We start from the raw sequence: 12,247 nt of genomic DNA on the forward strand, positions 1-12,247 counted from the left end.
TTGACAGGCACGTTTCTGCATGGTCATACGACGTCAACTACCTTAGAAATGCAGGTAGTTGAACGATCCTGCGGCAGGACGTGACGTAGTGACGCGTATGGACCTGCCAAGTACCCGATGTTTCGAAGAGGTCTCAACTCACCTGCACGGGGGATGCGCGCCACGGCGTGAGCCACCGGCGCATAGATATATGTATGGCGCGCCCCCTGAAACGTACGCCTTCGTACGGGGATGCCCCCGATGCCGCTGACGGGAGACGAGGTTCTCCGGTTGTCGTCCCCGCACCTGTACGCACCGGAGCCGAATCCTCATAAGGTGAGCAGTATTGGAAGCCGGCGGCGTCGACGGTCCGCCGGTGGTCGCGAGGAGGACTGCGGTGAGCGAGACGAGCCCGAAGCTGCGCGCCGAGCTGGAGGGTATTCCCACCTACAAGCCGGGCAAGCCTGCCGCGGCCGGCGGGCCGGTCGCCTACAAGCTGTCCTCCAACGAGAACCCGTACCCCCCACTGCCCGGCGTGATGGAGAGCGTGACGGCGGCCGCCGCCGACTTCAACCGCTACCCGGACATGGCCTGCACCGGGCTGATGAACGAGCTGTCGGAGCGCTTCGGAGTCCCGCTCTCCCACCTGGCCACCGGCACCGGCTCGGTGGGCGTCGCCCAGCAGCTCGTCCAGGCCACCAGCGGACCCGGCGACGAGGTGATCTACGCCTGGCGCTCCTTCGAGGCGTACCCGATCATCACGCAGATCAGCGGCGCCCGGTCGGTGCAGGTGCCGCTCACGCCCGGTGATGTGCACGACCTGGACGCCATGGCGGACGCGATCACCGACCGGACGCGGCTGATCTTCGTCTGCAACCCCAACAACCCGACCGGCACGGTGGTGCGGCGGGCCGAGCTGGAGCGGTTCCTCGACCGGGTGCCCGGCGATGTGCTGGTGGTGCTGGACGAGGCCTACCGGGAGTTCATCCGCGACCCCGAGGTGCCCGACGGTGTCGAGCTGTACCGGGACCGGCCCAACGTCTGCGTCCTGCGGACCTTCTCCAAGGCCTACGGGCTCGCCGGGCTGCGCGTCGGTTTCGCGATCGCCCATGAGCCGGTTGCGGCGGCGCTGCGCAAGACCGCGGTGCCGTTCGGGGTGAGCCAGCTGGCGCAGGAGGCGGCGATCGCCTCCCTGCGGGCGGAGGACGAGCTGCTGGGCCGGGTCGGCTCGCTGGTGTGCGAGCGCACACGCGTGGTCGACGCGCTGCGTGCCCAGGGCTGGACGGTGCCGGAGACACAGGCCAACTTCGTCTGGCTGCGGCTGGGGGAGCGTACGGTCGCGTTCGCGCAGGCCTGTGAGCAGCACGGAGTGGTGGTCCGGCCGTTCCCGGGCGAGGGTGTGCGGGTGACGGTCGGCGAGACCGAGGCGAACGACATCTTCCTGAAGGTGACGGAGGCGTTCCGCAAGGAGCTGTAGTTCCGCTCCGGCTCTACTCGTCGATCAGTTCCACTCGGATGGGGTCGCCGTCCCGTACGGTCGCCAGGATGGCGGCGTCCCCGTCCACGCTCCCGAGGACGTTGCACGGGCTCGCGAGGCGGCACTCCTCGCCTCGCGAGATCGGCGTGGGGCCGTAGGGGAGGGCGAGTGCGTCGCCGTCCGTCCAGAAGGCCACGGTGCCTGGCTCCACGACCTGCCGTGCGTCCGTTTCACGTGAAACAGAGACACCTGTGTCGAAATAGACCTCCTCGCCCCAGGTGTGGGCGCTGGAGGTAAGCGGCAGCGCCTTGGCGAGGGCCTGCACGGTCGGTGTGTCTGCGTCGAGGGTCGCGGTGGCGTTTCCCGCGGGCCAGGAGATCCGTATCTGCATGGCGCGCAATTCAACAAGATGTTGAAGTCGCTGCCAAGGTCTTGACGTCGTGGCACTAGGGCCACCCCGCCCTGCCGGGCCGAAAATCAGTGCGTCATAATGGCTTGTGAATGTGAACGCGTTCACAAGCGCGTCCCGGTTGCTCCCATGATGTGCGCGACAAAAGGGGCAAACCGCCGCTCACCGCGGCGAAGTAAGGAGCTGACGACGTGGACTTGGCTTTGGCGCCGGAGACACTGGCGCGCTGGCAGTTCGGCATCACCACCGTCTACCACTTCCTGTTCGTCCCGCTGACGATCTCCCTGGCCGCCCTCACGGCCGGGCTCCAGACAGCCTGGGTACGCACGGAGAAGGAGAAGTACCTCAAGGCGACCAAGTTCTGGGGCAAGCTCTTTCTGATCAACATCGCCATGGGCGTGGTCACCGGCATCGTGCAGGAGTTCCAGTTCGGCATGAACTGGTCCGACTACTCGCGCTTCGTCGGTGACATCTTCGGGGCCCCGCTCGCCTTCGAGGCGCTGATCGCGTTCTTCTTCGAGTCCACCTTCATCGGCCTGTGGATCTTCGGCTGGGACAAGCTGCCCAAGAAGATCCACCTGGCCTGCATATGGATGGTCTCGATCGGCACGATCCTGTCGGCCTACTTCATCCTCGCGGCCAACTCCTGGATGCAGCACCCGGTCGGCTACAAGATCGACAGGGCCAGGCACCGCGCCGAGCTGACCGACTTCTGGGCCGTGCTGACCCAGAACACCGCGCTCAGTCAGGCCTTTCACACCCTGGCGGCGTCCTTCCTCACCGGTGGCGCCTTCATGGTCGGCATCGCCGCCTTCCACCTGGCCCGCAAGAAGCACATCCGAGTGATGAAGACCTCGCTGCGGCTGGGCCTGGTCACCGTGGTCATCGCCGGTCTGCTCACCGCGATCAGTGGCGACACCCTCGGCAAGGTCATGTACAAGCAGCAGCCGATGAAGATGGCCTCCGCCGAAGCGCTGTGGGACGGCCAGAAGCCGGCGCCCTTCTCGATCTTCGCCTACGGCGATGTGGAGAAGGGCCACAACACCGTGGCGATAGAGATCCCCGGTCTGCTGTCCTTCCTGGCCGACGACAACTTCACCTCGTACGTCCCCGGCATCAACGACGTCAACAAGGCCGAGCAGCAGAAGTTCGGGCCCGGTGACTACCGGCCCAACATCCCGGTCGCCTTCTGGGGCTTCCGCTGGATGATCGGCTTCGGGATGGCCTCCTTCGCGATCGGTCTGGCCGGACTGTGGCTGACCCGCAAGAAGTTCCTGCTGCCCAAGCATCTGCGGGTCGGTGAGGACGAGGTGCCGCATCTGGTGCTGTTCAAGAACAAGGCGCTCAGCCCGAAGCTGTCGCCCTGGTACTGGCGCATCGCGACTTGGACCCTGGCCTTCCCGCTGATCGCCAACTCCTGGGGCTGGATCTTCACCGAGACGGGCCGCCAGCCCTGGGTCGTCTACGGCGTCCTCCGGACCCGCGACGCGGTCTCCCCCGGGGTCTCCCAGGCCGAGGTCCTCACCTCGATGATCGTCTTTACGGCGCTGTACGCGATCCTCGCGGTGGTCGAGGTCAAGCTGCTCGCGAAGTACGTCAAGGCCGGCCCGCCCGAGCTGACCGAGGCGGACCTCAACCCGCCCACGAAGATCGGCGGCGACACCCGTGACGCCGACAAGCCGATGGCCTTCTCTTACTAGGCCGGGGGAACAGTCATGCATCTTCACGACGTCTGGTTCGTCCTCATCGCCGTCCTGTGGACCGGCTACTTCTTCCTGGAGGGCTTCGACTTCGGAGTCGGCATCCTCACCAAGCTGCTGGCCCGGGACCGGCCGGAACGGCGGGTGCTGATCAACACCATCGGCCCCGTCTGGGACGGCAACGAGGTGTGGCTGCTCACCGCGGGCGGCGCGACCTTCGCGGCCTTCCCGGAGTGGTACGCCACCCTCTTCTCCGGCTTCTATCTGCCCCTGCTGGTCATCCTGGTCTGCCTGATCGTCCGGGGCGTCGCCTTCGAGTACCGGGCGAAGCGGCCCGAGGAGAACTGGCAGCGCAACTGGGAGCACGCGATCTTCTGGACCTCGCTGATCCCGGCGTTCCTGTGGGGCGTGGCCTTCGGGAACATCGTGCGGGGAGTGAAGATCGACCAGCACTTCGAGTACGTCGGCACCGTCTGGGACCTGCTCAACCCCTACGCCCTGCTCGGCGGTCTGGTCACGCTCACGCTCTTCACCTTCCACGGGGCGGTGTTCACCGCGCTCAAGACCGTGGGGGACATCCGGGTGCGGGCACGGAAGCTGGCTCTGCGGGTCGGTCTCGTCACGGCCGTGGCGGCGCTCGCGTTCCTGCTGTGGACGCAGGCCGACACCGGCAACGGCAGGAGCCTGGTGGCCCTGATCGTGGCGGGCGCCGCGCTGGTCGCCGCGCTGGTGGCCAACCAGGCCGGGCGTGAGGGATGGTCGTTCGCCCTGTCCGGCCTCACCATCGTGGCCGCCGTGGCGATGCTCTTCCTGTCGCTCTTCCCCAACGTCATGCCGTCCACCCTGAACGGGGACTGGAGCCTGACGGTCACCAACGCCTCGTCGAGCCCGTACACCCTGAAGATCATGACCTGGTGTGCGGGGATCGCCACCCCGATCGTCCTGCTCTACCAGGGCTGGACCTACTGGGTGTTCCGCAAGCGGATCGGTACGCAGCACCTCGCCGCCGATATCGCGCACTGAGTCCGCCGAGGGTGTGTTTCACGTGAAACACACCCTCTGGACCGAAGGGCACGTTTCACGTGAAACCAATCGATCCACGTCTGCTGCGCTACGCCCGCGCCACCCGGTTCTTCCTCGTGGCAGTCGTCGGCCTGGGGGCCGTCGGCGCGGGGCTGGTCATTGCCCAGGCGATGCTCGTCGCCGAGGTCGTCGTCGGTGCCTTCCAGCACGGGCAGTCCGTTGCTGAGCTGCGTACTCCCCTGCTGCTGTTGGTGGCCGTCGCCGGCGGCCGGGCGATGGTCTCCTGGCTCACGGAACTGGCCGCTCACCGGGCGAGCGCGGCGGTGAAGTCCGAGCTGCGCGGACGGCTCCTGGACCGGGCGGCGGCGCTCGGTCCAGGGTGGCTGAGCGGTCAGCGGACCGGTTCGCTGGTCACCCTGGCCACGCGGGGTGTGGACGCCCTGGACGACTACTTCTCGCGCTATCTGCCGCAGTTGGGGCTTGCGGTGGTCGTGCCGGTGGCGGTGCTGGCGCGGATCGTCACCGAGGACTGGGTCTCGGCGGCGATCATTGTCGGCACCCTGCCGCTCATCCCGCTCTTCATGGTGCTGATCGGCTGGGCCACCCAGTCCCGGACGGACCGTCAGTGGCAGCTGCTGTCCCGGTTGTCCGGTCACTTCCTGGACGTGGTTGCGGGCCTGCCCACGCTGAAGGTGTTCGGCCGGGCCAAGGCGCAGGCCGAGTCCATCCGCCGGATCACCGGTGAGTACCGGCAGGCGACCATGCGGACCCTGCGGATCGCCTTCCTCTCCTCGTTCGCGCTGGAGCTGCTCTCCACGCTGTCGGTGGCGCTGGTCGCGGTGACGATCGGCATGCGGCTCGTCCACGGGGACATGGATCTGTACATCGGCCTCGTGATCCTGGTGCTGGCGCCTGAGGCCTACCTTCCGTTGCGTCAGGTCGGTGCGCAGTATCACGCGGCGGCGGAGGGGCTGGCCGCCGCAGAGGAGATCTTCGCGGTGCTGGAGACGCCGGTGCCGGCGTCCGGTGCCGGAACGGTGCCCGCGGGTGCGGTGGCCTTCGAGGGAGTGACCGTCCGCTATCCCGGCCGCTCCGCCGATGCCGTGACCGATGTGTCCTTCACCGTGGAGCCCGGCGAGACGGTCGCGCTGGTGGGACCGAGCGGGGTGGGCAAGTCGACGCTGCTGAACGTGCTGCTGGGGTTTGTGGAGCCCACCGCGGGGCGAGTGCGGGTCGGCGGTGCGGACCTGGCAGGGCTGGACCTGGAGGAGTGGCGGTCCCGGATCGCCTGGGTGCCGCAGCGGCCGCATCTGTATGCCGGGACCATCGCGGAGAACGTACGACTGGCCCGGCCCGGCGCGGACGACGGTGCCGTACGGCGGGCGCTGCGGGACGCGGGGGCGCTGGAGTTCGTGGACGCGTTGCCCGAGGGCGTCGATACCGTGCTCGGCGAGTACGGAGCCGGGTTGTCGGCGGGGCAGCGGCAGCGGCTGGCGTTGGCGCGGGCGTTTCTTGCCGATCGGCCTGTGCTGTTGCTGGATGAGCCGACGGCTGCGCTGGACGGGGTGACCGAGGGGGAGGTCGTTGCCGCGGTGCGGAGGCTTGCTGTCGGTCGTACGGTGCTGCTTGTTGTGCATCGGCCGGCGTTGCTCGACGTCGCGGATCGAGTGGTGCGCCTGAAGGACAGTCACACACCCAGGGGGCTCCGCTCCCTGGGCCCCCGCCCCCTGGACCCCCGCCCTCGCCCACCGGTCACCCAGCTTGACGGGCTGGAGAGTGGGTCGGCGGGCTCGGGCAGTGGCTCTGGAGGGCAGGCGCACGTTTCTGGGCGGAGCCGGAGTGTGCTTGCTCGGGTGCGGGGGCTTGGCGGGGCTTGGCGGGGGCGGCTCGGGGTTGCTCTGGTGCTCGGGGGGTTGGCGCTGGGCTGTGCTGTCGGGCTGATGGCGACGTCCGGGTGGCTCATCTCGCGGGCCTCGCAGCAGCCGCCTGTGCTGTATCTGATGGTGGCCGTGACTGCCACGCGGGCCTTCGGGATCGGACGGGCCGTCTTCCGGTATGCCGAGCGGCTGGTGTCGCACGACGCGGTGCTGCGGATGCTGGCGGACACCCGGGTTGCCGTCTATCGGCGGCTGGAGCGTCTCGCGCCCGCCGGGCTGCGCAGCGCGCGCCGCGGTGATCTGCTCACCCGGCTGGTCGCGGACGTGGACGCGTTCCAGGACTACTGGCTGCGCTGGCTGCTGCCCGCATCGGTCGCCGTCGTTGTCTCCGCCGCCTCCGTCGGCTTCACGGCCTGGTTGCTGCCCGAGGCCGGAGCCGCCCTCGCCGTGGGCCTCGTGGCGGCCGGTGTCGGTGTCCCGCTCGTCACCGCGGCCGTGGCCCGGCGGGCCGAGCGGCGTCTGGCGCCGGCCCGGGGCGTGCTCGCCACCCGCGTCACCGACCTCCTCACCGGCACCGCGGAGCTGACCGTCGCCGGTGCGCTGCCCGCCCGTAAGGACGCGGCCCGGCGCGCCGACGGCACGCTCACGCGGATCGCCTCGCGTGCCGCCGTGGCCACCGCGCTCGGTGACGGGCTGACCGCGCTGATCTCCGGGCTGACCGTGACGGCCGCGGCACTGTCCGGCGCTCAGGCGGTGGCCGCGGGCCGGCTCAGCGGCGTGGCGATGGCCGTGGTCGTCCTCACTCCCCTGGCGGCCTTCGAAGCCGTACTGGGCATGCCGCTCGCCGTGCGCCACCGGCAGCGGGTGCGGCGGAGCGCGGAGCGGGTGTACGAGGTGCTGGACGCCCCGGAGCCGGTACGCGAGCCGGAACGGCCGCGGCAGGCGCCCGCCTCGCCGTTCCCGCTGGTGCTCAAGGGACTCGGCGCACGGTACGAGGGGCAGCGGCGAGAGGCGCTGGCCCAGTTCGATCTCACGCTGGCGGAGGGGCGGCGGATCGCCGTGGTCGGGGCCTCCGGCGCCGGCAAGACGACCCTCGCCCAGGTGCTGCTGCGCTTCCTCGACCCGGAAGAGGGCACGTACACGCTCGCCGGTGTCGACGCGTACGCGTTGGCCGGTGACGATGTACGGCGGCTGGTCGGGCTGTGTGCGCAGGACGCGCATCTCTTCGACAGCTCGGTGCGTGAGAACCTCCTGCTGGCCAGGAAGGGCGCCACCGAGGCCGAGCTGCGCCGGGCGCTGGCCCGGGCCCGGCTGCTGGACTGGGTGGACGGGCTGCCCGACGGCCTGGACACGCTCGTCGGCGAGCACGGGGCACGTCTGTCCGGTGGTCAGCGGCAGCGGCTCGCGCTGGCCCGCGCGCTGCTGGCCGACTTCCCCGTCCTGGTCCTCGACGAGCCCGCCGAGCATCTGGACCTGCCGACTGCGGACGCGCTCACGGCCGACCTGCTGGCCGCCACGGAGGGCCGTACGACGCTGCTGATCACCCACCGGCTGGCGGGGCTGGACGCGGTGGACGAGGTGATCGTGCTCGATGCGGGCCGTGTGGTGCAGCGGGGTGCGTATGCGGAACTCGTCGCGGTGGAGGGGCCGCTGCGGGCGATGGCGCTGCGGGAGGAGGAGGCGGAAGCGCTGGTGGGGGCGGAGGCGCCCCACTGAGCCGCATAGGCCCGCTGAGCTCCAGCGGGGTGCTAGAAGCGTTCCGCGAGCAGTTCCTCGATGACGACCGCCACCCCGTCCTCGTTGTTGGCGACCGTACGGCCCGACGCGGCGGCGATGACGTCCGGGTGTGCGTTGCCCATCGCGTACGACCGGCCGGCCCAGGTCAGCATCTCCAGGTCGTTGGGCATGTCTCCGAAGGCGACGACCTCCTCGTGCGAGATGCCGCGTTCGGCACAGCACAGGGCGAGCGTGCTGGCCTTGGAGACCTCGGGGCCGCTCAGTTCCAGCAGGGCGCTGGGGCTGGAGCGGGTGACGTTGGCGCGGTCGGCGATCGCGACCCGGGCGAGGGTGAGGAAGGCGTCCGGGTCGAGGTCCGGGTGGTAGGCCAGGATCTTGAGCACGGGCTGGTCGGCGTCCGGTCCGTCGGGGGCGAGGAGCCGCTCGGCGGGCAGGAGGTTGTCCGGTATCTCCATGTGCAGCTTGGGATAGTCGGGTTCCTGGTGGAATCCGTAGGTCTGCTCCACCGCGAACACCGTGCCGGGCGCCGCCGTGCGCAGCCGTCGTACGGCGTCCAGGGCGCCCGCGCGGGCCAGTTCCCGCACCTTGACGAAGCGGTGGGCGCCGGGGCCGCCGTGCAGATCGACCACGGCGGCGCCGTTGCCGCAGATCGCCAGGCCGTGGCCGTGGACGTGGTCGCTGACGACGTCCATCCAGCGGGCCGGGCGGCCGGTGACGAAGAAGACCTCGATGCCCGCTTCCTCGGCGGCGGCGAGCGCGGCGACGGTCCGCGGGGAGACCGATTTGTCGTCGCGCAGCAGGGTGCCGTCGAGGTCGGTGGCGATCAGCCGCGGGGGCACGGCGGCGGCAGGGGTCCCGGGCTGTCTGGTCGCTGAGATCACCGGCCCATTCTCGCGCATATGCCCGCACGCCCGTGCGGGACTCCGCGCAGATGAGACGCAGATGACGTTCCGCAGGCCGGACGGTCCCCGGCGTCAGCCCAGTTGGGCGAGGCCCTCCATGGCGATCTGCTCGAAGACCTTCTCGTCCGCGGCGAAGTCGGAGTCCGGGATGGGCCAGTGGATCACGATCTCGGTGAAGCCCAGGTCCCGGTGCCGGCCGGCGAAGTCCACGAAGGCGTCCAGGGACCCCAGCGGTCTGCCGCGGTCCGGGGTGAAGCCGGTGAGCAGGATCTTGTCCAGCTCGGCCGCGTCCCGCCCGACGGCCGCGCAGGCCTCGGACAGCTTGCCGAGCTGGCCGCGCAGGGCCTCGACGGACTGCTCCGGGGTGCCCGTCTCGTACAGCTTCGGGTCGCCCGTGGTGACCCACGCCTGCCCGTGCCGCGCGGCGAGCTTGAGGCCGCGCGGGCCGGTGGCCGCCACCGCGAACGGCAGCCGGGGACGCTGGACGCAGCCCGGGATGTTCCGCGCCTCGTCCGCCGAGTAGAACCGGCCCTCGTACGACACCGCGTCCTCGGTGAGCAGCCGGTCGAGCAGCGGTACGAACTCGGCGAAGCGGTCGGCGCGTTCGCGCGGGCTCCACGGCTCCTGGCCGAGCGCGGTGGCGTCGAAGCCGGTGCCGCCGGCGCCGATGCCGAGGGTGATCCGGCCGCCGGAGATGTCGTCGAGGGAGATCAGCTCCTTGGCGAGGGTCACCGGGTGCCGGAAGTTCGGCGAGGTCACCAGCGTGCCGAGGCGGAGGCGCTCGGTGACGCCGGCGGCGGCGGTCAGCGTCGGGACCGCGCCGAACCACGGGCCGTCACGGAAGCTGCGCCAGGACAGGTGGTCGTAGGTGTACGCGGTGTGGAAGCCGAGCTGCTCGGCCCGGGTCCAGGCGGAACGGCCGCCTTCGCTCCAGCGGCGGTGGGGCAGGATCACGGTGCTCAGACGCAGGCTCATGCGGTCGAGGGTAAGCGGACCCACCGACAGCGGACGAAACGGTCACCGAATGTTCCGGCTCAGCCACGGACTGAGCAGGATCATCGGCACGTGTTCGATGTGCGTGCGGTCGCCGGGCAGCGGGACGACCAGGCGGTAGCCGGGCGGGAAGCGGCGCGCCTTGACGTGGGCGAGGCCGTCGAAGACGGAACGGAGGAAGGCCGGCACGTCGTCGCGCGCGATGTCGGGGCACTCGACGCCCTCGACGGTGATCAGCGCGTCGTCGTCCGGGTAGAGCCGCACGCTCACCCGGGGCAGGCCGCCGAACTCGACGTACGCCTCGTGCGGCAGGGAGCCGTCCGGGTCCATGGTCGTCCCGATGCCCGCGGCGCTGCGCCGGGAGGTCTGGTCGGCACCGATGTCGTCGGTCACCTCGATCTCGCGCGCGCAGCGGGCGGCGAGGTCGCGCAGGGCGTTGACGGCGGCCTGGGTGGTCGGCAGATGCTCGGGCGAGTGGTCCATACCACTGATCATGGCATCGCGGTCACGGCACCGCCGCTCACCGGGGTCCGGGAAACCGCAGGTAGCGCGGCGGTACGGCCTGCGTCAGCCAGACCCCGTTGGCGCTGACGCGGAACACATGGCCGTCCCGGTGCATGGCGCCCGCGTCCACGGCGAGCACCACGGGGCGGCCGCGGCGGGCGCCGACCCGGGTGGCGGTCTCGCGGTCGGCGGAGAGGTGCACGTCGTGCCGGTTCATGGGCCTGAGCCCCTGTGCGCGGATCGCGTCCAGGTTGCGCGCGACGGTCCCGTGATAGAGGTACGGCGGTGGGGTCACCGGGGGCAGTCCGAGGTCGACCTCGATGCTGTGGCCCTGGCTGGCGCGGATTCTGCCGCCCTCGATCGCGAAGCGCTGTTTGTCGTTGGCGGCCACTACATGGTCCAGCTCCTCGCGCGTGAACGGGAAGCCGTGGGCGGCGGCCGCGGCGATCAGGGCGTCGATCTCCACCCAGCCGGCCGGGTCCGGGGCGAGCCCGATCCGCTCCGGCTGGTGACGCAGGTGCCGGGAGAGGTACTTCGACACCTTCACGGTGCGTCTGTCGTCGATGGGTCTTTCGTTCATGTGTCCAGCGTGCGCGCGAGACGCTGATCACGCAGGTTTTTTTGTTCGCAGGTTTGATCCACAACCAAGTGAGGTTATCCACAGGGGAATTGGCGAATCTGTGGACAAGTGACGTGCTACTTAGGGTGATTCGCGAAGTTTCTTGTCCGCAAAGGACCCTGTGGACAGCCGGTCCAACGTCCGTGCCCTGACCTCTCGTTCGGCAGCCAGTGCGATGAACTCGGAAACATGCCCGGGGCCAACAAGCCTTTCCACAGCGGCGATCACCCCCGCGGGCAAGGCCACGGAACGAGTGGCCACCGGATCATCAGCCCGCTTCTCCGCCACCAGATGTGTGCGCAAGTGCCGGGTGGCCAAGGTGCGCATGGCGCGCGCGAGTTCGGCCTCCAGCGTCTGCTGCGCAAGGGGCCGCAGCCGGCGCACGAGGGAGGCCGCTTCCGCCGCGTGCGCGTCCGTGCGGTGACCGGGATCGTCCAGGTAGCGCGCGAAGACGTACTCGGTGGTGAACTCCAGGAAACGGGCGGCGATGTGCTCGACCCGGCCCCTCAACTCCCGTAGATGGCCCGAGATCGCGGACAGCGGGACTCCGGCCGCGTGCAACTCGACGGCCACGGACAGCTCTTGGGGGCTCGGCACCAGGAACGTGTCCGGGTCGCCGTCGATCCGCTCCAGCACGCCCAGCTCGACCGCCTCCGCCACGGCGTCGTCGGACGTGCCGCCGAAGCGGGCGTCGAGTTCGGCGCGCGTGACGCGATCGGGGCGTTCGTCCGTCCAGGGGCCGTCGACCTCGGTGACCAGGCCCAGCACCCCGCCCAGGCCCCGGCCGGTGTCCCAGGCCTCCAGCAGCTCCTTGATCGAGGCCAGGGTGTAGCCGCGGTCGAGGAGGTGGGCGATCTGGTGAAGCCGGGTGACGTGCGCCTCGGAGTAGACGTTGGCCCGCCCCCGGCGCTCGGGCCGGGGGAGCAGACCGCGGTCCTGGTAGGCGCGGATGGTCCGTACCGTCGTCGCGGTGTGGTGCGCGAGGTCCTCGATGCGGTACGTCCGCGCGGGCGGCGCTCCGGTCATG

10 protein-coding genes are annotated in these 12,247 nt (G+C 70.1%); 4 read left to right on the forward strand and 6 right to left on the reverse strand.

Annotated elements, in window-relative coordinates:
• Nucleotides 1-376: 376 nt before the first annotated feature.
• The gene (gene hisC, locus O1G22_RS21395; protein ID WP_270082808.1) at nucleotides 377-1,456 is read left to right on the forward strand and encodes a histidinol-phosphate transaminase; all 1,080 of its coding nucleotides are present in this window, start codon (nucleotides 377-379) and stop codon (nucleotides 1,454-1,456) included.
• Nucleotides 1,457-1,469: 13 nt separating this feature from the next.
• Here the strand turns inward: hisC and O1G22_RS21400 are convergent, their stop codons facing one another.
• Complete coding sequence (locus tag O1G22_RS21400) at nucleotides 1,470-1,847, reverse strand: cyclophilin-like fold protein (RefSeq protein WP_270082809.1); 378 nt, start codon at nucleotides 1,845-1,847, stop codon at nucleotides 1,470-1,472.
• A gap of 209 nt (nucleotides 1,848-2,056) precedes the next feature.
• On the opposite strand from O1G22_RS21400, the gene O1G22_RS21405 reads away from it, so the two are divergent.
• From O1G22_RS21405 to cydD, 3 genes are read left to right on the forward strand one after another with little or no spacing between them, the layout of a single operon-like run.
• The gene (locus O1G22_RS21405; protein ID WP_270082810.1) at nucleotides 2,057-3,565 is read left to right on the forward strand and encodes a cytochrome ubiquinol oxidase subunit I; all 1,509 of its coding nucleotides are present in this window, start codon (nucleotides 2,057-2,059) and stop codon (nucleotides 3,563-3,565) included.
• A 15-nt stretch (nucleotides 3,566-3,580) separates the two neighbouring features.
• On the forward strand, nucleotides 3,581-4,588 hold the full coding sequence (gene cydB, locus O1G22_RS21410) for a cytochrome d ubiquinol oxidase subunit II (RefSeq protein ID WP_270082811.1): 1,008 nt from the start codon (nucleotides 3,581-3,583) through the stop codon (nucleotides 4,586-4,588).
• 59 nt (nucleotides 4,589-4,647) lie between these two features.
• A complete protein-coding gene (gene cydD / locus O1G22_RS21415; RefSeq protein ID WP_270082812.1) occupies nucleotides 4,648-8,181 on the forward strand; it encodes a thiol reductant ABC exporter subunit CydD in 3,534 nt (1,177 codons plus the stop codon).
• A 32-nt stretch (nucleotides 8,182-8,213) separates the two neighbouring features.
• On the opposite strand, the gene O1G22_RS21420 is transcribed toward cydD, so the two are convergent.
• The 5 genes from O1G22_RS21420 to O1G22_RS21440 all read right to left on the reverse strand — a co-directional run bounded on the left by O1G22_RS21420 (nucleotide 8,214) and on the right by O1G22_RS21440 (nucleotide 12,246).
• Complete coding sequence (locus O1G22_RS21420) at nucleotides 8,214-9,101, reverse strand: HAD hydrolase family protein (RefSeq protein ID WP_270082813.1); 888 nt, start codon at nucleotides 9,099-9,101, stop codon at nucleotides 8,214-8,216.
• A 75-nt stretch (nucleotides 9,102-9,176) separates the two neighbouring features.
• Entirely contained in the window at nucleotides 9,177-10,079 is a 903-nt protein-coding gene (locus O1G22_RS21425; RefSeq protein WP_270082814.1) for an LLM class flavin-dependent oxidoreductase, read from the reverse strand.
• A gap of 42 nt (nucleotides 10,080-10,121) precedes the next feature.
• Complete coding sequence (locus tag O1G22_RS21430) at nucleotides 10,122-10,592, reverse strand: hypothetical protein (protein ID WP_270082815.1); 471 nt, start codon at nucleotides 10,590-10,592, stop codon at nucleotides 10,122-10,124.
• A gap of 25 nt (nucleotides 10,593-10,617) precedes the next feature.
• On the reverse strand, nucleotides 10,618-11,181 hold the full coding sequence (locus O1G22_RS21435; RefSeq protein ID WP_270082816.1) for an RNA 2'-phosphotransferase: 564 nt from the start codon (nucleotides 11,179-11,181) through the stop codon (nucleotides 10,618-10,620).
• A gap of 120 nt (nucleotides 11,182-11,301) precedes the next feature.
• Nucleotides 11,302-12,246: a MerR family transcriptional regulator gene (locus tag O1G22_RS21440; RefSeq protein ID WP_270082817.1), complete on the reverse strand. Its 945-nt coding sequence runs from the start codon at nucleotides 12,244-12,246 to the stop codon at nucleotides 11,302-11,304.
• Nucleotide 12,247 lies beyond the last annotated feature (1 nt).

The sequence above is a fragment of the Streptomyces camelliae genome (genome assembly GCF_027625935.1).
In the GTDB taxonomy this organism is placed as follows: domain Bacteria; phylum Actinomycetota; class Actinomycetes; order Streptomycetales; family Streptomycetaceae; genus Streptomyces; species Streptomyces camelliae.